Below are 21,421 nucleotides of genomic sequence, written 5' to 3'. Positions count from 1 at the left end.
GCGTCAGTACTCGACGTCGACGACGACGACGTGGACGGAGACGCGTTCGACGTCTTCGCATTCGCCGTCGTTGTCCCAGTTGCCGCCGTTTAGTACGTCGTCCCAGCCGTTCTGATACTGGGAGCCGTCGACCTCTAGTTTGACGGTCAGGTCGTCACCGATAAACGTCTCGTTAACAGTATCCTCGTGAGACCGGTTCTGAACGACGGTGAACTGCTGTGTCTCGCTGCTCTGGAGCGAGCGGTCGTCGGCGTCGATCGCGACGAGCGAGACGACGGCCGCATCATCGCTACAGCGAAGCGGCGGCTCCGAAATCTCGACGTTCCCACTCGAGTCGCGTCGGAAGACGCCGCCGCCCTCGTAGGCGATCGCGTCGTCGCCGTAGACGTACTCGAAGGTGCCGAACGCGCCGTCTTCCTCAAGTAGTGGGGTTGGGTTTCCATCTTCCAGTACGGTAACTTCCCACGTCGCACCGTCGCTCCCGGTCCTGATCGTCCCCTCCCGCAGTGCGAGTTCGCCCGCACGCTCCTCGATCCCGTCGTCTCGCAACACGTCGTTGAAGTTGTCCGCGATCGCGCTCATCGCCCGGTCTGCGTTTCGGAGCTGTTCGCCCTCCTTGTACTCCTCCATCGACTGAAAGCCGACGACGGACAGGAGCGCGACCGAGCCAATGATGATGCCGAAGACGAGGACGAAGGCGACCACTTCGCTGACGGCGCGGTCGTCACCTCTCATCGGGGATCACTCTCGATGCTGATCTCGTCGCCGTCGTACTCGACCGCGATCGACCCGCCGGAGGCAGTGCTGTCGGTGTCGAGTGTCGTCTCGTTTGCGATCGGCACGGCTGCGGTGACGTCGCCGCCGTGGGAGGTCAATCGCAGACACGCGTCGACGCCGTCGTCGATCAGGTCCTCGTTGGTGCAGGCGTCGCTACCTAGCACCTCGATCGTGTACGTCGATCCCGACACCTCGCGTGGATGGTCGGCATAAAGCGTGACGTCACCCGACTCGTTTCCCGCGAGTCGATCCACGCTCGCGACCTCACCCGCTACTCGTTCCCCGACCGTCTCGAGCGATTGCGTTCCGCTTCGCTCTTTCTCCCCGTCGAGGACGGTTCCCGCCCCCACAAGCAGTCCGGCGATGAGCGTCGTGGTGATGGCGATCGTCAGGACGTGTGTGATTGCGATCGATACACCTCTCTCGTCTTCGTGCAATCGGACCGTCATGGGCAGTCGTCCTCCGAGATTTCGATCGTTCGATCGTAGGTGAGGTCACTCGAGTCGTACGTAACGTCCACGGTGATGTTCTCGGCCTCGTGTGGCGTCGCCGTTTTGTCCACACCGACGTCGTCCACCTCGACGTGTACCAGCGCAGGCCTCGACTGCGCCGTCGTGTTTCGATAGGTGTCGCTGAACGCCTCGACGTTATCGTGGTAGCGATCCTCGCTATCGGTAGCGTTCACCCCGTCCTCGTTCAACCGTTCGATGACGCCACAGACACCACGCTGCACCTCGAGTTCCGTCGTCTGGACGTTCGTCACGCTCTCGACGGAGTCCCCGGACGAGATTGCCTGCGTGTAGAGGACGCCGTTGAAGACGACGACGACGCCGAGGACGATGAAGGCGATCGCGATGGCACCGACGAGGATCAACTGCCCGCGGTCGCGGCCGTCGGCTACCATACGATCACCCGCACCTCCACGACGTTGTAGACCTCGCTACTTTCGTCGCTGTATCGTGGTATCGGTGGCTCCAGATCCGGATCGTCGTAGACGTCTTTGAGTGATCGTGACTCACTATCGCTCGTTAGCTCTTGATCGTCGTACAGCGTCACGCTGTAACTTGCGGCGAACGCGTTCGTATCCGGCTTTCCCTGGTATACCAGCGCCTCACGGTCGGCTCGACTCCCGTTCTGGTACGTGAGAACGACGTTGTAATTCTGCCCGCTTCGGTTCGCGAATCGCTCGTCGAGCATCTCACCGATCGCGAACTTCTTCTCGAACGCCGACGTGTTGTAGTGTCCGCGCCGATCGTCCAGAGCGGGGTCGCTACCGTTGAACGTGACCTCATCCTCGCTCTCGTCTACTTCCCAGTGGCGGACGAGATACGAGAGATTCCCGTCGTTTTCGGCGACGAGCAGTGAATCCTGCAGTTCCTGCTGGAGCTGTGCCTGGACGGTCCGATCGACCGCACCGCCAGTCGTCGGCGTGATCACGACCGCCTGGATCGCAAACAGTACCGCCATCAGGACGACCATCGCACCGACGAACCCCTCGAGGGTGTACGCCTGCCCGCGTTCCGCTCTCGAAAGTCTGTCTTCTCGCATCGAATCACCACACCCTCACGACGAGTCGGCAGGCGGGATCACACACGTCGTCGTCGGTTTCGGTGTAGACCGTGACGACCCGTCCCGCGCTCGCGGCCGACTGGTTCTGGTATTGGTCTCCCGCACGCAGCGTCGTCCCGTCGTCGTCCGTGACGAGGTCACGGTCGTCCTCGTCGGCCGCGAGTTGCCTGATCGTCACGTTCACCCGGTCGATCGCGACGTCGTCGTCTGCCGACTGTAGCCCGAGTTCCGACGCGAGGTCTGCACTGCTCTGGTGGCCGTACGTCTCGTCGAACGCCGTCGCGTTCAGGTGGTTCGGCTGGTCCGTCTCGGAGAGGTCGTCGACGATCGTCGCGGCGATCCGGTCGGCCTGGGCCGATTCTGCGCCGCCGACCGGCGACGAAAACGGCGTGAGCAGCGTCGAGAGGTACGCGAATACGAACGCGATCGCGAGCAGGAATATGCCGATCCCGACGGCGAAGTCCTGGGTCGTCTGTCCGCGACCGTCGAACGAAACCGACACCGTCCGAGTGCGTTTTCGTCTCATGTTAGCCCACCATGATCCAGACGACGAGTGCGACCGTCACCAGCGCGATTGCATACTTCAGGCCACTCAACAGGTCGGCATCACGGATGTAGCCGCTGATGAATCCCGCGAGAAGTCCCTGCAACGTCACTGCGTGGAAAAACAGCATCGAAAACAGGTTCGTATCGATGTCGAGTGCCATGCTGGATCCACCGGCTGCACCACCAGCCCCGCCACCGGCCTCGATGTCCGCGCCGTTACCCGGATTGAGTTGGGCCATCGTGTCGAGAAACTGTGTCTTGAGAATCGCCATCACTGCGAGCATCGTCACGAACGTCATGACGATAATCACGACCTGCATCATCGTTCGCGATTTTCGCTCCCGTTCGACGTCGTCGTGGTTCTCGCTCGCGGTCGCCGCCGTCCGGAGGACGTCGGAGATCTCGTTGGAGGCCTCCTGTGCCTTGCTGATGAGTTTGACCGTTCGCGCCAGCCTCGGGATGTGATACTTGTTGTTGAACTCGGTCAGCGCCTCGGTCAGGCTCATCCCGTAGTTGACCTTCGTGTGCATCATCTCGAACTCTCGAGCCAGTTTCCCGTTTGTCGTCTCGGCGACCGCCTTGAGCGATTCGAGCAGCGTCATCCCTGTGTCGTTTGCACTCGAGAGCTTTCGGAGGTCTTCCGACAGCGTCGAGATGACCTTCTTGCGCGAGCGGACGTTCCACTCGCGAAAGATCGCAAGCGGTATCATCGTCATGTAGACCGGGACGTAGAGGTAGATGAACGTCCCCCAGACCGGATTGTCGACGAGTCCGTCCCAGGACGTCGGCGCCGACCCGTTGGCCATCGCCGTCGCGACGACGACAAACGCTGCCGGCACCGTCAGTGCGAGCGTCAAAAGCGGGTTTTCCCGGAAGAAGACGTGTGGTCGCCTGAGGACCTGGATCGTCTCGTACGTCCCCTCGCGGTTTTTGATGCGATCGAAGATGCTGTGTTCGCCCGTGAACTGTTCGACCAGGCCGAGGTCGAGCAAGCCGCTGTTCTGTGCGCTCTGAATCCGACGGTCGTCGCCGCCCGAGGTGAGATAGCCGTCTCCCGGCTCGTCGTGTTTGACCGTCGAGACGAGGACGATGAACCCGATTCCGGTCAGCGGGATCAGCGCGTAGACGGTCATGTAGAGCATCATGTTCGAGATGCTCGCGTCGGGCATGATCTTCATGATGACCATGAGGATGATCAACAGAAGCGGGAACAGCGACAGCGTCATGTACATCTCGCCAAACAGCTCGAGCGTCTCGAGGGTCGTCTCCTGTTGCTGTTTGGCGGTTCGCATGTGTTTTTCCTTCTTGTCCTGGAGGAAACTCTCCATGTCACCGCCGCTGTTGACGATCGAGAGCATGTCGGTGAGAAACTGCGAGAGTTCGTCGCTCGGCGTCTCGATCGCCTGCTTGCGGATCGCCGTTCGGTAGTCGACGTCGAAGTACTCCGTCTCCTGGACGATACTCTGAAACTCCCTGGATACCTCGCCGTACGTGTCCTCGGCGTTTGCCATCGCTTCGAGAATCTCGAGTTGGTTGAGGCCTCCGACCGCCAGCGCGTACATGAACGACACCGAGTCGGTCAGGAGCATGTTGATCTCGCGCTTGCGAGCGGACGCGCGGGAGTACGGGACGGCGACCAGGGTCCCGAACCCGACCGCGAATCCGATCGCCCCGAAGACCATACCCGTCACGAGCACCAGCGCCGGAATCTTCAGCGTCTCGATGAGGTCGATGAGTTCCTGGTTCTGGAGCGGCATCCCGACCAGCGTGTCGACGGCGACGAGTCCCGTCGCGAAGATGGCGTAGCCGAGCAACAATCCGAGCAGCCACAGCAAGAGTCCACTGATGAACCCGATGCCGAGTGCTCGAGAGAGATAGAGCTCGACGGTGTCGGTCATTCGGGCCTGTGCGAGTTTCCGCTCGACGTCGCCGACGAACTCGCTGTCTTCGCTGAACAGCCGCTCGTAAAGCGGGTAGAACGTCTCGCCGAGAACGTCGGAGCCGGTGGCCATCCCACTGCCCGTGCTATCTCCTACTTCCAGACTCATCTGTCGTCTTCCTCGTTAGCGTCGTCGAAGATCGACCCCGATTCGTCGGTGTCGCTCGTCGAACCGTCGTCACCGAAGATCGAACGCCCGTCCCCGAACGGAGCGTCGTCGTCGAACAGCGAGTCGTCGTCGGCGTCGTCTACGTCGTCGAAGGGCGATCCAGACTCGGCTCCGAACAGCGAGTCGTCGTCACTCGACTCGTCGTTGCCGAATATCGTCTCGAGGTCGCGGTCGGGGAACATCGCGTCGAACGCCGACGTATCGACGTCGGCCGACGAGCCGTCGCTGGCACGTGCGCCCGACTCGTTGGTCTCTGCCCCCTCGAGGTCGCTGTCGACGTCGTCGAACAGGCCACCATCGTCGGTCGACGGCGCTCGTTCGTCCGACCTATCGGTGTCGCCCTCGAGTTCTGGCGTGATACCTTCGTCGTCCGACTCGCCCTCGAGTTGTGGCGCATCTCCAGGTGGGCGATCGGTCGTGGGCGCTGGTGGGTCGTCAGGGGACGAATCGGCCTCGTCTCCGTCGACGTCGAAGTCGGGTGCCTCGAGTGCCGGTCGGTCCGGTGTCGCGGCTTCGGTGTCTCCCGGCTTCGTCCCGGCAGTCCGTGTTGCGTCCGCGTCGGCCGACAGACCGCCCGAACTGGCCGTTGCCGCCGTCGCGGCGTCCGAATCGTCGTCGTCTCCGATGTCGAATCCACCGTCGTCGTCGAGCCACGAGGGGCCATCCTCGCCCAGGCTCTCGCTAGCGTCGAACGTGAACTGCGTCGGTTCGTCGTCTATGTCCCACTCGTCGGCTGGCTCGGCCTCGACGTCGATCGGATCGGCCTCTTCGACGCCGCCGAGGGCGCTGTCGAGTCCGCTCGGCGTTTTGCCACGGTACTCCTCGAACAGCGACTCTTCGGCGCGCTCTAGGATGTCAAGCGAGAGATTGTACGTCTCGTCGGTCGGATCGGGGCGGGGAACGAGTTCCTCTTTCTCCTGGTCGACGTCGATCAGGACGCTCTCCATCTCCCGTAAGTCCTCGAGGCTGTCCTCGAGTTGCCCGTTCGCGATGAGCGTGAGAATCGTGTCCGGATCGTTGATGAACGCCTGGACCGTCGCGGCGACCTGCGCGTAGGTGTTGAGTTCGTTCTTGATGAGGTACGCGAGGATGGCCTCTCGCTTGAACAGTTCCTCCTCGAGTTTCTCTCGACTCCACCCGCGGTCGAACTTGATCTCGTCCAGGGTGTTCGAGTCCCCCATCTTGAGGAACTCGTCGGTCTCGGCTTGCCACTGGTAGACGTCCTGGACGTTGATCTCGTCGTTTTCGGCCTCGTAGTGGTTGATCTCGGTCAGAGACTTGTTTCGACGGACCTTCGATCCCTGGACCCGCGTCTGGGTCTGGATCGAGACCAGATCGAGGGCGGTGAACATCGTCTTCGAGACGTTGATCGGGTCCGTCGTGAACCGCTTGAGCACTTCGTCGACGGAGTCGGCGTGGAACGTCGTGTAGGTGGTGTGACCCGTCGACATGACCTGGAACAGCGTCCGCCCTTCCTCGCCACGGATCTCGCCCATGACGATGTAATCCGGTCGCTGGCGCAACGCGGCCTCGAGCAGGTCGAACTCGTCGACGTCGCCCTGGTCGTCGTCGGAGAACGACGGGCGCGTCACGCTCGCGATCCAGTTTCGCTGGGGCAACTCGACCTCGCGGGTGTCCTCGATCGAGACGATCTTCGTGTTGCTCGGGATGAACAGCGAGACGGCGTTGAGCGACGTCGTCTTCCCTGACGCCGTCCCGCCGGCGAAGATCAGGCTCTTGTGGTTCTCGATCGCCAGCCAGAGAAACGCCATCTCGTCTAAACTGAACGTGTTCCAGTTGATGAGGTCGATCGGCGTGAACGGAACGTCCTTGAACTGCCGGATCGTGTAGTTCGTCCCGTGGTCCGACACCTCCCGTCCGAGCGTCAACTGGGCACGCGACCCGTCAGGGAGCGTCGCGTCTACCTGTGGCAGTCGCTTGCTGATCCCCTTGCCGGACCGCTGGGCGAGTTTGACGACGAAGTCGTCGAGTTCGTCCTCGCCGTGGTAGACGTTGCTGATGATCTGTTCGTATCCCGAATGGTAGACGAACACCGGCGAGTTGTACCCGTCACACGAAATGTCCTCGACGTTGATGTCGTGTTTGATGCCGTCGATTCGCTCGTAGCCGATGAAGTTCCGCTGGAGGAAGTACAGTAGTTTCTCGGCCTGGTACTCGTTGAGCGTGTCCGAGTCCTCCTCGAGGAGCACTGGCTCGGGTCGGACTTCGATGCCGTCGAGTTGCCCGACGCCGTCTTCGCTCTCGGCTTCGTCGTCTTCGTCGTCGAGTAACGACCGGAACGTCTCCAGGAGCCCGCCGCCGGAGCCGTCGCTGGGATTCTCGAAGAGGTCGTACCGTTTCAGCAGCTGATGTGTCTCCTCTTCGATGACCTCTCGCCTGTCGTCCTCGTCGGCGGTCCGCTTGACGCGGTCGTCGGAGTACTTGATCGACGTCCGCAGTTTGCCCGAGAGGAACTCCTGGACCTCGTTCTCGAGTTCGTTCCGGTACGGCTCGATCAGGTAGTACTTCTTCTCGTTTTCCTTCTTGGAGTGGAAGATGACGACGAACGCATAGGGTTTGTTCACCCAGTAGCGCTCCTCCTCGCGGAAGTGGCGTTTCTTCTTCAGCGGAACCGCCTTCTCGAGGTCGTAGCGGTTGGTGACGGTGGTGTGGCCGTCTGCCGTCGAGAAGAACTCGTCTTCGTCGACGTCCTCGCGGACGTTGACGGTTCGTTCCTCGACGATCTCGTCGAGTTCCATCGCGGCGTTCCCGCCCTGGTGGAGTTTTCGCTCGATTTCGTCGGGATCGAAGCCCAGGGCTTCTTCCTCGTCGAACCGTTCGACGTTTCCCTCGCTGTCGCGTGGCCGACCGCCGTCGTCCTCGTAGTAGTACTCCCACTTGTAGTGTTCCCACGTGTAGACGCCCTTTGTGACCGGCGTCGTCTCGGGATCGACGTACTCGAGGAAGACGTCCCAGAGCTGGTTGGCGTTCGGCGCGAAGACGTCGGAGATCAACTCCGGTACGTCGTCCGGGTGGTAGCCGAGGTACGCCTCGGGGTCGAACTCGACGCGGCCCCAGTCGTCTCCGGACGGAACCGTCGACCGCGCTTCCTCGTCGGTGTCGAGCCCGAGCTGGTCGTCGGGACCGTCCGTTCCGTGGGGGTACAGCACGGACACCTCGTCGCCGTGTCCGTACTCCTCCATGAAGTCTGCCCACGTGTACTCGCCGACGCGGACGTCCGAATCGCGCGTCGGCGCGTGGGCCGCGCTCTCTCCCGACCCAGGTTCTGATGCCTCGGCGTCAGAAAACTGCCCGGCATCGGATTGGTCGGTCTCGTCAATAGCCATTGCGTTCCACCAATCACTCACCCTTCAAAAAATTCATCCGCGGATTACCATTTCTGATAATTTCGACGGCATCGGGCGCGCTTCCCATTGCTGGCTGCTATGTTCGCACACACGTCTCTCTGATGAAACGTTCTACGTAACTTCACACAGGTCGCCAACTAATTAATAAATATCTCTGGTGTTGGAATGGAAATCTAGAACGGAGATCGACCGGAGCCACGCCGGCCGATCGGCGTTCATTTCATACTGCCGGACAAAACGATTCATCCATCGACCGCACTCGAGACGCCGTCGCCAGCGGCGACACACTCGAGACGCGATCGAGTATCCCGGCGAGCGCGTACTCGAGTGTGTGTCGGTCGTACTCGACGCTGGTAACGGCCACTCGAGGGTGTAGGTGACGATTACTCGAGGCGTGACGGGATTCGAACCACGGTCGCAGCGAAGCTGCTCCCTGATTCGAATTCCGTCATGCCGGTTCGCTCGTCACTCCGTTTCTCACTGCACGGGCGTGACGGGATTCGAACCCGCGATCAGAAGGTTAGGAACCTCCTGCCCTATCCGCTAGGCCACACGCCCTCGTTCGAAAAAAGCTCAGTTCGGTTCCGTTTCCGTCTCCGTCTCCTCGTCTGCCGTCACCGGTTCGGTGTCGACGAAGTCGTCGTCGGCTGCCGGTTCGTCGTCGTAGTCGCCCGTCTCACGCATCTCTTCGAGCTCCGATTCGACCTTCTCGCGCCCCTTCTGGAACTCGCCCATGGCCTCACCGGTCGATCGTGCGAGTTTCGGGATCTTGTTGGCCCCGAACAGCAGGATCGCGAGGACCAGGATAATTGCCAGTTCCGGCGGTCCGAGTCCGCCGGGAATAAACAGCGGTGTGATTTCGGCGTGCATCTCTACGCGTGGCTTACCCGCTGTCAATTATAACCTTTTTGCTCGTTCGATTCACGAGACCTCGCGTTTCGGCGTCTAGGCGACCGGAACTATCCTGGAACGAAACTGTCTTTTTCGTGAATGAACAAGCACTGGTGATGCCCACAACTGGCGATACTGCCCCGGAGTTCACCGCACCACTCGCGACCGGCGACGTCGAGTCGATCACGCTTTCGGACCGTCTCGAGGACGAGGCACCGATCGTCCTCGCCTTTTTCCCCGGTGCGTTCACGAGCGTCTGTACGACCGAGATGTGTACGTTCGAGGATCGCCTGGCGGCGTTCGACGACCTCGACGCGAGCGTCTACGGCGTCAGCGTCGACTCCCCATTCGCGCTCAACGAGTTTCGCGCACAGAACGATCTCACCTTCGACTTTGTGAGCGACTTCGATCGCGAGATTATCGACGCCTACGACGTCAGCATGGACTTCGACAACCTGGGCGTCTACGGCGTCGCAAAGCGCTCGGTGTTCGTCATCGACGCCGACGGAGAAATCACGTACGCATGGGTAAGCGACGATCCCGGCGTCGAACCCGATTACGACGAGGTCGAGGACGCAGTCGCCGACGTCGCCTGAACGTGTTGTGACTGACTCACAACAGTCGTCGTGAGACCGACCCACGGACGACCCACCGATCCGGTTGCCCGCCGGACGTCTGCTGGCGGAGCGCTTTTTTGCCCTGCAGTCGACGTTCTCGTATGAGCGATAGCGAGACTCGCGATGACTCCCGTCGCGTCTACTCCCCCGACGACGACCACCACTTCCCCGACGAGAAGTTAAACGAGGTCCTCGCGTACGTCGACGACGACGAGGAGATCAACGCCTTCCTCGAGGCTCAGAACGTCAACGCCGTCGACCGCAAGGGGTACAACGATCACGGTACCAAACACATCTCGATCGTCCGCAACCGCGCGCTCTGTCTCTACGACCTGCTGAAAGCCGGTGACGTCGACTTCAACGGTGCCCGCCAGCAGGGACTCGAGGAAGAAGACGAGTCGGTCATCATCGCACTCGCTGCCACCCTCCACGACGTCGGGCACGTGGTCCACCGCGATCAGCACCCCTACTATTCGATCCCACTCGCGTCAGACATTCTCGACAACGTCCTGCCGGGGTTCTACGACGTCCCCGAGGCCGTCAGGATGAAAAGCGAGATCCTCCATGCGATCCTCTGTCACCACACCGCCGAGACGCCGTTGACGACCGAGGCGGGCGTCATCCGCGTCGCCGACGCACTGGACATGGAACGTGGGCGGTCACGCATTCCCTACGAGCAGGGTGGACGTGGCATCAACACCCTCTCGAGTCAGGCGATCAGCCGCGTCTCGCTGCACGAAGGCGAGAGCCGACCCGTGATGGTCGAAATCGAGATGACCAACGCCGCAGGCGTCTACCAGGTCGACAACCTGCTGAAAGCCAAGCTCAAGGGGTCTGGACTTGAGGATCTGATCCGGATCGTCGCCGTCAATACGAACGAGAACCGCGAACAGCTCGTCGAACGCATCGAACTGTAGCGTCGAGTCGAACGGTTCAAGCGGCCGATGTCCCTACGTGCGGGTATGCCAGACGAGGAGTGGCCGGATCCAGATCCGGCCGACGGCGTCGATCCGCGACAGCTCGCCGTCAGACTGGCGTGTTCGTTCGTGGTCTTTCTGATACTCGCGTTCCTGACGCGGGATTTCCTCGTCGACGTCGTCCCGATGCTCTGGCCGCCGACCGAACCGCTCGGACAGTGGTCGACGCTCGTCTTGCTCCAGGCGTTCGGCTACGTTCTGGTGCCGCTGATGATCGGGTCGTTCGTCGCCGACGTCCTCCTCACGCGAGTGCGTTGAGGGTCGTCTCGAGTACTAGACGGCGTACTGGCCGTCTTCTCGGCGCACGTATCCTTGCTCGCGCAGCGTTCCCGTAATCGAAAGCACGGTCCCCTTGTCGAGATCGAGATCTGCACAGACCTCGTCGGCAGTCGCCTGCCCCCGAACGGAGAGATAGAGGTAGAGGAGTTTCGCCCGTGCCGACGTGAGGTCGTCCGGTACCGATACGTCTGCGCGTTGCAGCGTCATCTCCATACGTGCACCGTATATCCATCGACGATAATAAAACTACTCTACGACGATCGACGAACTTCGGAGCTCGATCGCCAGCAAGAGTGGCTCACGCCACACGGTTTTTATCGCCACACGGGAGATAGACGGGTATGTCCCTACAGATCACCGTCCTCGCGCTGCTGACGGGTCTCCTTACCGGCGCGCTGTTCCGATTCCTCCACGTCCCGATCCCCGCCCCGCCGGAGCTGCCCGGGCTCATGGGGATCGTCGGTATCTACCTCGGGTACAAACTGATCGGCTACTTCGACGTCGGCGTGGACGTCCTCGACGCGCTCGGGGTCTAGGCGAAAACGGAAAACCGCAAAACGCCGTCGTGGTTAGTAGCTGCGCACTTTCGGCTCGTAGGTCTTCTCCTCGCCCTCGAGGATGACGGGGCGGTACCAGACCGACGGCTTGCCGCGGTCCCAGGAGATGAGCGTGTGCTTGAGCCACTCGTCGTCTTTGCGTTCCTGGTGTTCCTTGCGCCAGTGAGCGCCGCGGAACTCGTCACGGACGAGTGCGCCGAGCGCGATCGTCTCGGCGACGTCGATCAGGTTCCGCGTCTCGATGGTGTGCTGGAGGTCCGTGTTGAACGTTCGCGACGGGTCGTCGACGTAGACGTCCTGATACTCCTGGCGGCACTCGCGGATGATCTTCAGGGCCTTCTTGACGCCCTCCTCGGTTCGGAAGACGTTCACGTAGTCGGTCATCGCCTGCTGGAGCTTCGACCGGATCTCCGAGTGCTGGACGCCGTCGTCTTTCTCGAGCAGGTGATCGACGCGCTCACGTTCGGCTTCGACGGCGCGCTCGAGCGTGCCCTTGGCGTCGGCGACCTGTCCGGAGCCGTCGGCGGCGACGCCTTCGGGTTCGATGCCGGCCTCGCCGGGCGTGATCGGGAGGTCGGTGTCGTCGTCCTCGACGTCGTCGGCGTAGCCCGTCTCGATCTCGGCCTCGCCGAGGTCGCCACCGGCGGCGTGGTAGCCGGCGCGCTTGCCGAAGACGATGAGTTCGGGCAAGGCGTTCCCACCCAGGCGGTTCCCGCCGTGGACGGAGACGCAGGCACACTCGCCTGCGGCGTAGAGGCCGTCGATACAGGTCGCGCCATTCTCGTCGGTCTCGATACCGCCCATCGCGTAGTGCTGGCCTGGTTTGACCGGCATCGGCTCGACGAGGCCGTCGACGCCCTCGAAGTCCTCCGCGAGGTGCAGGATGTTCTCGAGGCGGTCCATGATGCGCTCCTCGCCGAGGTGGCGCATGTCGAGGTGGACGTACTCGTCTTTGACGCCGCGACCCTCGTTGACCTCGGTCAACTCGGCGCGGGCGACGACGTCTCGAGAGGCGAGTTCGCCGGAGTTGTTCGCGTAGCCGTACTCGAACATGAACCGCTCGCCCTCGTTGTTGTAGAGGATGCCACCCTCACCGCGGACGCCCTCGGAGATGAGGACGCCAGTGGAGGGAAGGGAGGTCGGGTGGAACTGGATGAACTCCATGTCCTCGAGCGGCGCGCCCGCACGGTAGGCCATGGCCTGTCCGTCGCCGGTACAGGAGACGGCGTTTGTCGTGTGGTCGAACGCCTGGCCGGGACCACCGGTTGCGAGGACGACACCCTTGCGGGCCTTGAATCCCTCGATCTTGCCGGTCTGGACGTCGTAGGCGACGACGCCGTGGCAGGTGCGGTCGTTCGGGTCGGGTTCGTCGGTGACGGCAAGTTGCGTCACGAACCACTCGTCGTAGACCTCGATACCGCGTTTGACGACCTGCTCGTACATCGTGTGCAGCAGGTGGTGGCCGGTCTCCGCACCGGCGTAGGTGGTCCGCGGGAACGAGAGTCCACCGAAGGGACGCTGGGAGACGGTGCCGTCCTCCTCGCGGGAGAAGGGCATCCCCCAGTGCTCCAAGTTGATCGTCTCTTCAGGGGCGTCCTTCGCGAGGGTCTCGACTGCGGGCGCGTCGCCCAGGTAGTCCGAGCCCTTCATGGTGTCGTAGGCGTGGAGTTCCCAGTCGTCTCCCTCGCGGAGCGCGGCGTTGATGCCGCCCTCCGCAGCCCCGGTGTGACTGCGCACCGGGTGGAGTTTGGTGACCATCGCTACGTCCGCTCCTGCTTCGTGTGCTGCGACCGCAGCCCGGAGGCCGGCGCCGCCTGCGCCGACGACGATGACGTCGTGTTCGTACATTATTTTACCAGAATTTCAGGTTCTTCTTGACTGCTTCACGCTTGAGCTCCTGAATGTGCTCGGTCAGCGGGATGTCCTTCGGACACACCTCGGTACAGGAGAACTGTGTCTGGCACCGCCAGACGCCGTGTTCCTGTTCCAAAATGCGGAGTCGGTGCTCTTTGATCTCGTCTTCTTCGCGATCGTCCATCGCGAACTTGTAGGCCTTGTTGATCGCTGCTGGCCCGAGATACTGGTTGTCGCCCGCGGCGATGTTGCACGAGGACATACACGCGCCACACCAGATACATCGCGAACTCATCTTGATCTTCTCGCGGTTCTCGCGGCTCTGGCGCTGCTCCTCGAGTTCGCCCTGGGGCAGATCCTCGGACTGGAAGTACGGCTCGACGGCGTGCATCTGCTCGTAGAAGTGGTCCATATCCACCACGAGGTCCTTGACGACTTCCTGGTGGGGCAGCGGCTCGACGCGAACCGGCTGGCTGAGTTCGCTGATCTGGGTCTTACAGCCAAGGCGCTGCTTGCCGTTGACGAAGAAGGCGTCCGAGCCACAGACCGCCTGCCGACAGGAGTGACGGAACGTCAGCGAGGAGTCGAAGTGGTCTCGCGCGTACATCACCGCGTCGAGCACCGTCATCCCCTTCTCGAACGGGACGTGGAAGTCGTCGAACCGCGGCTCCTGTTTGTCCGCGACTTCGGGGTCGTAGCGGAACACCTTGAGGTGGACCGTCTCCCCCTCAAGTTCGCCCTCGTCCGCCGACGCCTCGCGTGCGCTCTGTTGCTCTCGTTTGCGCTGGAGTCGCTTCTGCTGGGGCGACGCCTCCGCTTTCATCTCCTGGTCAGTCGGCGCTTCTTGCGTTTCGGGTTCGTCCGGTTGCTTCTGTTGTTGCGTACTCATGTTACATCCACCCCGCCATGACGAGTGCGACGTAGGTACCCTGGGCGACCAGTGCGAGTCCGGCGAGGGTAAGGACTGCAAAGACGACTTTCTTTCGAGTGCCCGTCAACCCCTGGTTGAGAAGCGCGTTGTAGACGCCGTTGACGCCGTGGAACGCGGCCGTGACGAGAAACAGCACCATCGTCAGGAAGTAGCCCACGTTCTGCATCCGCGCCTGCGTTGCGGCGAACGTCACGTCTGCGGCGTGGTTGACGAAGTGCAACAGGAAGAAGTGGAACGCGAGCACGACGATCAGAAACGCCGCCGTGAGCCGCTGGAGCAGCCATCCCGTTCCGCCCGGGGTAAACGAAGAGTAGCGCTCTGCCATTAGAAGGTCACCCCGTCGAGGAACGTCGGGACGCTCGCAACGACGATGATCCCGGTGATGATCAGTGACGCGTAGAAGCTCTTGTCCTGGGCCTCGAGCCCGACGCCGAGGTCGACCATCAGCAGTCGGATCCCGTTGAGGATGTGAAAGACTGCGACTGCGAGGAGTCCGACCTCGAGCACCCGGATGATAAACAGGCTCTCGAGTCCCTGGATAGTCGTCGTGTACGCCTCGGGGCTGGTCAGGGAGCTGCTCAGCACGGCGATGTGGGTAAACAGGTAGCCGATGAGCATCCACCCGGTGAACTTGTGGAAAATCCACGCCCACATCCCGGCCGAGAACTCCTTCCAGCGACCGAAGTCCTCGATGAGACCGCGATTGTAAGACTGACTCATGCTCTCAGTCGGAGGGTTGGACCGCTGGGGTATAGAAGTTACTTTTGTCTCCTCCGAAGGACTATCTCCTCAAACGGGGACAGTCACGTGATAGAGGCACTATACCCCTGCGTTTTCGACCTGTCGCTGCGAGATGTCAGTCGGTCGCCGGTCAGTCGAGGACGTCGGCGATCGAGTCGGCTCCGGTGACCTCGCGCTCGAGTGCGGAAAGGGTGTCCTCGCTCAGGCCGACGAGGTGACAGAGCGGGTTGCCGGGGTAGACGACGGGGTTCTCGAGGACGCCGACGATCAGCCCGGTAAAGGGTGCTTCGACGGTGTCGATGTCGTCTTCCTCCTTGAAGGGATTCGTGATCGTGCAGATGACGTCGCCCTCGTAGACGAGGCCGCCGCGACCGTGTTTCATGTCGACGATACCACCCGCGTCGGCGCGAAGCCACGTCTTCTCGTCGGCGTCGTCGATGACGGTCCGCCAGCCCGGCCAGTGGACCGAGGAGTCCTGGTGGAGGCCGAACTCGGCGAGGACGCTCGCGACGCCGGTCAGCGCGCGATCGATGAGACCACGCTGGAAGCGGTGGGCCTCGCCCATTTCGACGGTGATCGTGGGGATGTCCGCCTCGGTCGCCTCGCGACGCAGGGTCCCGGAGGGCCCCTCGCCGGAGATGATGACGTTCGAACCGAACGCCTTCGCGACCCGTTCGACCTCGGGTCGGTCCACGTTCGCCCGGACGTGGAGCATGTTCGTCCGTCCACGCGTCGACGTGTGAAAGTCGACCCCCAGGTCACAGGGTTCGATGAAGTTCGTGAAGATTCGGTGTGCCATCCGCTTTGCACTCGTCGACCCCTCGCGACCGGGAAACGATCGGTTGAGGTCCCGGTCGTAGATCGGCAGATATCGCTCCTGGGCGAGAAATCCCGGCACGTTCATCACCGGCAGGCAGACGAGCGTCCCGTGAAGCACCGAGTGGTCCCAGTCGTGTGCGACCTCGCGGACGACCTCGATGCCGTTGAGTTCGTCGCCGTGTGCGGCCGCCGAGAGAAACACCGTCGGCCCCGGGTGCTCGCCGTTCACCACTGTAACCGGGATCCGGACGGGATCACCGAGGTACGTCTCGCTGATCCCGTATCGAATGTTTGCCGACTCGCCAGGGTCGACGCGACCGCCGTTGTACGTGAATGCGTCGCTCTCGTCGGGCGGCTCGTTGCCAGTGTCGACATCGCTCATACGTCCGTGTCGGGGACGAGCGCATAAAGCGTGCCTCATAACGTCTGCCGTCGGCCGTTCCCGGAGCAACTGCCGGACGGCTTGCGGTCTCCGGGAAACAGCGCCAGCAGGCATCGTCACTCGAGGCGATCGGCGTCGACGTAACGCGATTTCGGTCGGCGCATAGGTTTTGTAACATGCTCACATACGTCTGCGCATGGAGCTTCGCGAGGCTACCGTCGACGACGCCGACAGCATTCGATCGATCGCCCACGCGTCCCTTCGATCGTCGTACACCGACTTCCTCGACGAGTCGACGGTCGACGACGCCGTCGAGCAGTGGTACAGCGACGACGCACTCGAGGGGGCGTTCGAGAGCGACCGCGTGCTCTTTCTCGTCGCCGAAGACGACGGGACGATCACCGGGTTCTCCCAGAGCGAACTCGTCGGCGACGGACACGAGACCGGGCAGATCCTCTGGTTGCACGTCGATCCCGACCACCGCGGGGCCGGAACCGGCGTTCGGCTGCTAGTGCGGACTCGCGAAGAACTCCTCGAGTTGGGGGCCGAGGAGATTCGCGGTCTCGTCCTCGAGGACAACGAACTCGGCAACGAGTTCTACGCGAACCACGGCTTCGAGCGCGCCGGCACGCGCGAGATCGAAGTCGGTGACGAGACCTACACCGAGAACGTCTTCGTCGCTGGCGAACTCGAGTCCGACGACGAGTGGCGTGCGATAGAGGCAGTCGAACTGGACGGTGAGACGGTCTACGTCAGTTACGGCGAGGCAGTACGTGGATCGAAAGCGCCGTTTTATACGGCCTACGAGAGCGAGGAGGGGACGCGTCGGTACAGCTGGTTCTGTGGGAACTGCGAGAGCGTCGACATCGCGATGGACACGATGGGACGGGTCGAGTGTAACGTCTGTGGCAACCGTCGAAAGCCGACCCGCTGGGACGCGGCCTGGCTGTGAGACTCTCGAACGGCAGTCCGTGACGCCCTGTCGCGTCTCGTCTCGAGTGCGATCGACGTCCGATCGGCCGGCAACACGAGCGATCGACGCCGATACGGGGTGATTTCTCGCGGTAGGTCGACCGATAGGCCCCCGTAAGCCCGTCGTATCGATGCCGAAGGCCGCGGTCACGACGAGTCGATCCGGGAACACGACGTCTCGTCGCCTCGGGAACGATCGGCAGGCGATCGAGACTGGTCTCGCTGTAGTCGTCGCGTTCGTCGCTGTCTGGACCGTATAACAAATGGTCGATCCGTCCACCTGCCAGGTGCGCCAGTCGAGCAGCAACCGCCGAACCGTTTAGTTCGCGAGTAAATACGCCGGTCGGCCGGTTCGCTCGCACACCGTCTCGGAGCTACCTACGACATGGTTACACGAGAGCACATCGTTCGCGGGTTCAAGGCGACGCTCGCAGCACGCGCCGTCTACATGGTCTCGAGCGGGCTATTGATGTTCGTCCTCGCCAGGTACCTCCTCGAGCCGAGCGCCTACGGGTCGCTGTTCTGGGCGATCGGGATCCTGAGCATCGTCCAGCTCTTTGCGGACTTCGGCATCGGGAAGTCCGCGTCGCGGTACTTCGCCGTGTATCGCGAGCGCGATCCGGGGCAGATCCCACACCTGATCCAGTCGACGATCGCCTACAAAACGATCCTCCTCGCGCTGGTCGCGTACTTCCTGTTGATCTTCCACGAGCGGATCGCGATCGCACTCGGCAATCCCGACGCCACGCCGTTTCTCGCGGCTGGGATCGCCTACATCGCCGCCTCCTCGTTCCACGGCTTCTCGCAGGTCGCGTTCCAGGGGTTCAACCGACTCGTCTACAGCGCCGCCGTCCAGGCGATCGGCGGCGTCACCCGACTCGTCTTCGCCGTCGCGTTCGTCCTGCTGGGTTTCGGTGCGCTCGGTGCGTTCTTCGGCTACGTCGTCGGCTACGCCGTCGCCGCCGCGTTCGGCCTCGCCGTCCTCTACTACCGGTTCTACCTGCAGTACGACGCCGCGCCTACGTTCGAGTCGGGGCTCCCCAAACGGCTGCTCGAGTACAGCGTCCCGCTGGCGGCGACGCGGAGTTCGAACGTCATCGACAAACAGATCGACATCGTCCTCGTCGGCTACTTCCTGAGTCCCGTGGCCGTCGCCTTCTACACGCTGGCAAAGCAGATCACAGACTTCGTGCTCGCCCCCGCCGCCTCGCTCGGGTTTACGATCTCGCCGAACTTCGGCGAACAGAAGGCGTCGAACCAGCTCGAGCAGACGCGGGTGCTCTACCAGACCGCACTCACCAACGCGTTGTTGCTCTACGTTCCCGCGGCTGCCGGCCTGGCAATCGTCGCGAGACCGTTCATCCGTCTCGTCTTCGGACCCGACTACCTCGGTGCAGTCCCTGTCTTGCAGATATTCGCCGTGTTCGTCGTCTTGCAGGCGGTCCTGAACGTCACGACCGACGGGCTGGACTACCTCGGCCGCGCCCGGGAGCGAGCGCTCGCGAAAGGGGTCGCCGCGATCAGTAACTTCGGGCTCAACGTCCTTCTCATCCCGATCGTCGGAGTGGTTGGCGCGGCGGTCGCGACGGTGCTCACGCACTCGATCTACGCCAGCGTGAGTTTCTACGTCGTCCACGCGGAACTCTCCTTGCAGCTCGAGGAGCTCGCGGCGTCCGTGAAACGGATCTGTGCGATCACCGGTGTGATGGCCGTCGCCGTCCTGCTGGCGACGCCGCTGGTCTCCGACGTGCTCTGGCTGGCCGGCGTGATCGGACTCGGTGCGGGGACGTGGGCGACGCTCGCGGTCGCGAGCGGACTGGTCGACCTCCAGGAAGTTCGTACCGCCCTCACGTGACGTCGGAAGAACCGCCTGCTAGTGACTGCCAGACGCGAAAGGTCTGGCAACGCTTTTCCGGTGGGCGGGAGTTTATCGAGTATGACCGCCGAGGATCCCGTCCGCGTCGGGGTATTGAGTCTACACACGAGCAAAGAGAGCAAGGCAATCTGTAACGCCGTCGAGGACCTCGGCCATCACGCGGAGTGGCTCCGAAGCGAGAACACTACGATCAGGGTTCGAGACGGCAGCGTCACGCTCGAGCCCGAGGTCGACGTAATCGCGAACCGGATGCTCCTCTCGAACACGGAACAGCCCTGCGAGGAGCTCGGACTGTCGAACACGCTCGCCCAGCTCGTCCCGATGCTCAACGAACCGAGTACGACGCTGACGGCGACGCACAAGCTCTCGACGGGGGCCGCACTCGCGGCGAACGACGTTCGCGTGCCGGACGTCTTGCTGGCGCTCGCCTCGGATCGTCTCAACGCGGCCCGCGACGAGTTCGGCGAGGAAGCGGTGTACAAGACGGCGATCGGAACCCACGGCGGCGGAACCTGGAAGGTCGGCCCCGAGGACCCGATCAACGCGAAGGTGGGCAACCGGTACGCCTTCCTGCAGGAACTCGTCGATCGCGACGGACAGCGCCACCGGGACGTTCGCGTCTACGTCGTCGGCGGCGAGGTCGTCGCCGCGATGTACCGCTATGCACCCGACAACGACTGGCGAACCAACGTCGCACTCGGCGGGTCGGTCGAGGACGCAACCGAGGACATCCCCGAGGAGGTCCGCGAGATGGCCCGCCGCTCCGCCGAGACGATCGGCCTCGACTACGCCGGCGTCGACCTCGTCGAAGGCGAAGAGGGCTGGTTCGTCCTCGAGGTCAACCCGACTGCGGGCTTCAAGGGGTTGTTCGAGGCCACCCGAATCAGCCCCGCCCCGTACATCGCGAAACTCGCAATCGAGCGCGTCGGTGGCGAGGTCGACGACGACCGCGTCGAAGAACTCTCGATGACGCTCGACGACTCGATGCCGACGGCGATGCCGGCGGCGTTCTCGGTCACCGAGTCCGAACCGACCGACATCGGCTACACCGAGGAGATCGTCCTCTCTGGGACCAGCGGCTCGAAGTCCGTCCTCGCCAAGTCCGACACAGGCGCAACGCGGACGAGCATCGACACGCGCCTCGCCGCCGACATCGGCGCCGGGCCGATCAAGTCGATCACGAAGGTGAAGTCGGGCAGCCACAAGAGCTCCAAGAGCCGACCCGTCGTCGACGTCGTCGTCGGCGTCGGCGGCAACCAGCACACCGTCACGGCGAGCGTCGAGGATCGCGGCCACATGGACTACCCCGTCTTGCTCGGCCGGGACATCCTCGAGAACTACCGCGTGGACGTCAGCAAGCGCGTCGACCGCGACGCGCCGGATAGTCCCGAAGAAGAAGAGTAATACTGCTGGACAAAACGGTTCAGACCTCGATCGCACTCGAGACGCTGTCGCCACGGCGACAGCCGGCGAGACGCGATCGAGTATTCACTGACTGTTGTCCAGTAGTGTAAGACAACCGACGAGGTTTTTCCGCTCGAGTCCTATCCTCGAGCGATGGCGTCCGATCCTGAAACCGTCCTCCGGCGCGATCCGGTCATGGCCGACCTCCTGGCGCGCTACGACCCCCATCCGATCGAGCCGTTCGGCTGCGAGTACGAACGGCTGTTCGTCTCGATCGTCAACCAGCAGCTGTCGACCGCGTCGGCGACGGCCGTTCGCGAGCGCGTGTTCGAGGTTCTCGACGGCGACGTCCGCCCGGAGACGGTGCTCGACGCCGACGGGGAGGCCTTGCTCGAGGCCGGGCTCAGTTCACAGAAACTCGAGTACGTCTGCGAGGCCGCCCGCGCGTTTCTCGAGCGCGATTTCACGCGAGCGGGGCTCGCCGACCACTCGAACGAGGACGTCGTCGCAGAACTGACGTCGATCCGGGGGATCGGCGAGTGGACCGCCCGGATGTACCTCATCTTCGTCCTCGAGCGTCCCGACGTGCTCCCGCTTGGCGACCTCGCCGTCCGTCGAGGCATCGAGACGCTGTACAACGACGGCGCGTCGTTGACGCGCACGGAGATGCGCGAGATCGCCGAGCCGTGGCGTCCGTACCGGAGCCTGGCGACGCGGTACGTCTGGGCCGCCTACGAGTCCGACGAGTGATTT

At 62.8% G+C, this 21,421-nt stretch carries 22 protein-coding genes and 1 tRNA gene; 8 read left to right on the top strand and 15 right to left on the bottom strand.

Features of this window, described 5'->3' with window-relative positions; all coding sequences use genetic code 11:
- Positions 1–3: 3 nt before the first annotated feature.
- From MU558_RS18590 to MU558_RS18550, 9 genes are all read right to left on the bottom strand, one after another.
- A complete protein-coding gene (locus MU558_RS18590) occupies positions 4–735 on the bottom strand; it encodes a DUF7289 family protein (protein WP_246970653.1) in 732 nt (243 codons plus the stop codon).
- Positions 732–1,226 (bottom strand): DUF7266 family protein, encoded by a 495-nt coding sequence (locus tag MU558_RS18585; RefSeq protein WP_246970650.1) that lies wholly within the window; start codon positions 1,224–1,226, stop codon positions 732–734. Before MU558_RS18585 ends, MU558_RS18590 begins: the two co-directional genes overlap by 4 nt.
- Complete coding sequence (locus MU558_RS18580) at positions 1,223–1,681, bottom strand: DUF7261 family protein (protein WP_246970647.1); 459 nt, start codon at positions 1,679–1,681, stop codon at positions 1,223–1,225. Before MU558_RS18580 ends, MU558_RS18585 begins: the two co-directional genes overlap by 4 nt.
- The gene (locus tag MU558_RS18575) at positions 1,675–2,325 is read right to left on the bottom strand and encodes a DUF7288 family protein (RefSeq protein ID WP_246970644.1); all 651 of its coding nucleotides are present in this window, start codon (positions 2,323–2,325) and stop codon (positions 1,675–1,677) included. Before MU558_RS18575 ends, MU558_RS18580 begins: the two co-directional genes overlap by 7 nt.
- A 4-nt stretch (positions 2,326–2,329) precedes the next feature.
- Positions 2,330–2,872, bottom strand: coding sequence for a DUF7287 family protein (locus MU558_RS18570; protein WP_246970641.1), 543 nt, complete (start codon positions 2,870–2,872; stop codon positions 2,330–2,332).
- 1 nt (position 2,873) lies between these two features.
- Complete coding sequence (locus tag MU558_RS18565; protein WP_246970638.1) at positions 2,874–4,940, bottom strand: type II secretion system F family protein; 2,067 nt, start codon at positions 4,938–4,940, stop codon at positions 2,874–2,876.
- Positions 4,937–8,347 (bottom strand): ATPase, T2SS/T4P/T4SS family, encoded by a 3,411-nt coding sequence (locus tag MU558_RS18560; RefSeq protein ID WP_246970635.1) that lies wholly within the window; start codon positions 8,345–8,347, stop codon positions 4,937–4,939. The genes MU558_RS18565 and MU558_RS18560 overlap by 4 nt, the downstream gene beginning before the upstream one ends.
- A gap of 506 nt (positions 8,348–8,853) precedes the next feature.
- Positions 8,854–8,926, bottom strand: a tRNA-Arg gene (locus tag MU558_RS18555).
- A 15-nt stretch (positions 8,927–8,941) separates the two neighbouring features.
- Positions 8,942–9,238, bottom strand: a complete 297-nt coding sequence (locus MU558_RS18550; RefSeq protein ID WP_246970633.1) for a Sec-independent protein translocase subunit TatA/TatB — start codon at positions 9,236–9,238, stop codon at positions 8,942–8,944.
- A gap of 137 nt (positions 9,239–9,375) precedes the next feature.
- On the opposite strand from MU558_RS18550, the gene MU558_RS18545 reads away from it, so the two are divergent.
- The 3 genes from MU558_RS18545 (at position 9,376) to MU558_RS18535 (ending at position 11,111) form a co-directional block, all read left to right on the top strand.
- The gene (locus MU558_RS18545) at positions 9,376–9,855 is read left to right on the top strand and encodes a redoxin domain-containing protein (protein WP_246970630.1); all 480 of its coding nucleotides are present in this window, start codon (positions 9,376–9,378) and stop codon (positions 9,853–9,855) included.
- 122 nt (positions 9,856–9,977) lie between these two features.
- On the top strand, positions 9,978–10,793 hold the full coding sequence (locus tag MU558_RS18540) for an HD domain-containing protein (protein ID WP_246970629.1): 816 nt from the start codon (positions 9,978–9,980) through the stop codon (positions 10,791–10,793).
- Between the two features lie 45 nt (positions 10,794–10,838).
- Positions 10,839–11,111 (top strand): hypothetical protein, encoded by a 273-nt coding sequence (locus tag MU558_RS18535; protein ID WP_246970626.1) that lies wholly within the window; start codon positions 10,839–10,841, stop codon positions 11,109–11,111.
- A gap of 15 nt (positions 11,112–11,126) precedes the next feature.
- Here the strand turns inward: MU558_RS18535 and MU558_RS18530 are convergent, their stop codons facing one another.
- Positions 11,127–11,339, bottom strand: coding sequence for a helix-turn-helix domain-containing protein (locus MU558_RS18530; RefSeq protein WP_425607607.1), 213 nt, complete (start codon positions 11,337–11,339; stop codon positions 11,127–11,129).
- Between the two features lie 134 nt (positions 11,340–11,473).
- Between MU558_RS18530 and MU558_RS18525 the strand changes: the two genes are divergently transcribed.
- On the top strand, positions 11,474–11,668 hold the full coding sequence (locus MU558_RS18525; RefSeq protein WP_246970622.1) for a XapX domain-containing protein: 195 nt from the start codon (positions 11,474–11,476) through the stop codon (positions 11,666–11,668).
- A gap of 33 nt (positions 11,669–11,701) precedes the next feature.
- Here the strand turns inward: MU558_RS18525 and MU558_RS18520 are convergent, their stop codons facing one another.
- From MU558_RS18520 to MU558_RS18500, 5 genes are all read right to left on the bottom strand, one after another.
- Entirely contained in the window at positions 11,702–13,537 is a 1,836-nt protein-coding gene (locus MU558_RS18520; RefSeq protein WP_246970620.1) for an FAD-binding protein, read from the bottom strand.
- A 4-nt stretch (positions 13,538–13,541) separates the two neighbouring features.
- Positions 13,542–14,432, bottom strand: coding sequence for a succinate dehydrogenase/fumarate reductase iron-sulfur subunit (locus MU558_RS18515; protein ID WP_246970618.1), 891 nt, complete (start codon positions 14,430–14,432; stop codon positions 13,542–13,544).
- A 1-nt stretch (position 14,433) separates the two neighbouring features.
- Positions 14,434–14,799, bottom strand: a complete 366-nt coding sequence (locus tag MU558_RS18510; RefSeq protein ID WP_246970616.1) for a succinate dehydrogenase hydrophobic membrane anchor subunit — start codon at positions 14,797–14,799, stop codon at positions 14,434–14,436.
- Entirely contained in the window at positions 14,799–15,194 is a 396-nt protein-coding gene (gene sdhC / locus MU558_RS18505) for a succinate dehydrogenase, cytochrome b556 subunit (RefSeq protein WP_246970613.1), read from the bottom strand. Before sdhC ends, MU558_RS18510 begins: the two co-directional genes overlap by 1 nt.
- A gap of 151 nt (positions 15,195–15,345) precedes the next feature.
- Positions 15,346–16,416: a succinylglutamate desuccinylase/aspartoacylase family protein gene (locus tag MU558_RS18500; RefSeq protein ID WP_246970611.1), complete on the bottom strand. Its 1,071-nt coding sequence runs from the start codon at positions 16,414–16,416 to the stop codon at positions 15,346–15,348.
- A 196-nt stretch (positions 16,417–16,612) separates the two neighbouring features.
- On the opposite strand from MU558_RS18500, the gene MU558_RS18495 reads away from it, so the two are divergent.
- From MU558_RS18495 to MU558_RS18480, 4 genes are all read left to right on the top strand, one after another.
- The gene (locus tag MU558_RS18495; protein ID WP_246970609.1) at positions 16,613–17,368 is read left to right on the top strand and encodes a GNAT family N-acetyltransferase; all 756 of its coding nucleotides are present in this window, start codon (positions 16,613–16,615) and stop codon (positions 17,366–17,368) included.
- A gap of 405 nt (positions 17,369–17,773) precedes the next feature.
- Positions 17,774–19,243: a flippase gene (locus tag MU558_RS18490; RefSeq protein WP_246970607.1), complete on the top strand. Its 1,470-nt coding sequence runs from the start codon at positions 17,774–17,776 to the stop codon at positions 19,241–19,243.
- An 81-nt stretch (positions 19,244–19,324) separates the two neighbouring features.
- Positions 19,325–20,668: an ATP-grasp domain-containing protein gene (locus MU558_RS18485; protein WP_246970605.1), complete on the top strand. Its 1,344-nt coding sequence runs from the start codon at positions 19,325–19,327 to the stop codon at positions 20,666–20,668.
- Positions 20,669–20,821: 153 nt separating this feature from the next.
- The gene (locus tag MU558_RS18480) at positions 20,822–21,418 is read left to right on the top strand and encodes a DNA-3-methyladenine glycosylase family protein (RefSeq protein ID WP_246970603.1); all 597 of its coding nucleotides are present in this window, start codon (positions 20,822–20,824) and stop codon (positions 21,416–21,418) included.
- Positions 21,419–21,421 lie beyond the last annotated feature (3 nt).

Origin of the sequence: Natribaculum luteum (genome assembly GCF_023008545.1) — an archaeon.
GTDB lineage: Archaea > Halobacteriota > Halobacteria > Halobacteriales > Natrialbaceae > Natribaculum > Natribaculum luteum.
The sequence above is the reverse complement of the archived record's forward strand: the minus strand, read 5'-3'. Positions and strand labels throughout refer to the sequence as shown.

Excerpts from the sequence above, each read along its gene's own strand:
- MU558_RS18545 (WP_246970630.1), top strand. The coding sequence starts at position 9,376 with ATGCCCACAACTGGCGATACTGCCCCGGAGTTCACCGCACCACTCGCG.
- MU558_RS18560 (WP_246970635.1), bottom strand. The coding sequence starts at position 8,347 with ATGGCTATTGACGAGACCGACCAATCCGATGCCGGGCAGTTTTCTGAC.
- MU558_RS18520 (WP_246970620.1), bottom strand. The coding sequence starts at position 13,537 with ATGTACGAACACGACGTCATCGTCGTCGGCGCAGGCGGCGCCGGCCTC.
- MU558_RS18480 (WP_246970603.1), top strand. The coding sequence starts at position 20,822 with ATGGCGTCCGATCCTGAAACCGTCCTCCGGCGCGATCCGGTCATGGCC.
- MU558_RS18495 (WP_246970609.1), top strand. The coding sequence starts at position 16,613 with ATGGAGCTTCGCGAGGCTACCGTCGACGACGCCGACAGCATTCGATCG.
- MU558_RS18530 (WP_425607607.1), bottom strand. The coding sequence starts at position 11,339 with ATGACGCTGCAACGCGCAGACGTATCGGTACCGGACGACCTCACGTCG.
- MU558_RS18485 (WP_246970605.1), top strand. The coding sequence starts at position 19,325 with ATGACCGCCGAGGATCCCGTCCGCGTCGGGGTATTGAGTCTACACACG.
- MU558_RS18585 (WP_246970650.1), bottom strand. The coding sequence starts at position 1,226 with ATGACGGTCCGATTGCACGAAGACGAGAGAGGTGTATCGATCGCAATC.
- MU558_RS18540 (WP_246970629.1), top strand. The coding sequence starts at position 9,978 with ATGAGCGATAGCGAGACTCGCGATGACTCCCGTCGCGTCTACTCCCCC.
- MU558_RS18575 (WP_246970644.1), bottom strand. The coding sequence starts at position 2,325 with ATGCGAGAAGACAGACTTTCGAGAGCGGAACGCGGGCAGGCGTACACC.
- MU558_RS18525 (WP_246970622.1), top strand. The coding sequence starts at position 11,474 with ATGTCCCTACAGATCACCGTCCTCGCGCTGCTGACGGGTCTCCTTACC.
- MU558_RS18580 (WP_246970647.1), bottom strand. The coding sequence starts at position 1,681 with ATGGTAGCCGACGGCCGCGACCGCGGGCAGTTGATCCTCGTCGGTGCC.
- MU558_RS18500 (WP_246970611.1), bottom strand. The coding sequence starts at position 16,416 with ATGAGCGATGTCGACACTGGCAACGAGCCGCCCGACGAGAGCGACGCA.
- sdhC (WP_246970613.1), bottom strand. The coding sequence starts at position 15,194 with ATGAGTCAGTCTTACAATCGCGGTCTCATCGAGGACTTCGGTCGCTGG.
- MU558_RS18570 (WP_246970641.1), bottom strand. The coding sequence starts at position 2,872 with ATGAGACGAAAACGCACTCGGACGGTGTCGGTTTCGTTCGACGGTCGC.
- MU558_RS18510 (WP_246970616.1), bottom strand. The coding sequence starts at position 14,799 with ATGGCAGAGCGCTACTCTTCGTTTACCCCGGGCGGAACGGGATGGCTG.
- MU558_RS18535 (WP_246970626.1), top strand. The coding sequence starts at position 10,839 with ATGCCAGACGAGGAGTGGCCGGATCCAGATCCGGCCGACGGCGTCGAT.
- MU558_RS18490 (WP_246970607.1), top strand. The coding sequence starts at position 17,774 with ATGGTTACACGAGAGCACATCGTTCGCGGGTTCAAGGCGACGCTCGCA.
- MU558_RS18565 (WP_246970638.1), bottom strand. The coding sequence starts at position 4,940 with ATGAGTCTGGAAGTAGGAGATAGCACGGGCAGTGGGATGGCCACCGGC.
- MU558_RS18515 (WP_246970618.1), bottom strand. The coding sequence starts at position 14,432 with ATGAGTACGCAACAACAGAAGCAACCGGACGAACCCGAAACGCAAGAA.
- MU558_RS18550 (WP_246970633.1), bottom strand. The coding sequence starts at position 9,238 with ATGCACGCCGAAATCACACCGCTGTTTATTCCCGGCGGACTCGGACCG.
- MU558_RS18590 (WP_246970653.1), bottom strand. The coding sequence starts at position 735 with ATGAGAGGTGACGACCGCGCCGTCAGCGAAGTGGTCGCCTTCGTCCTC.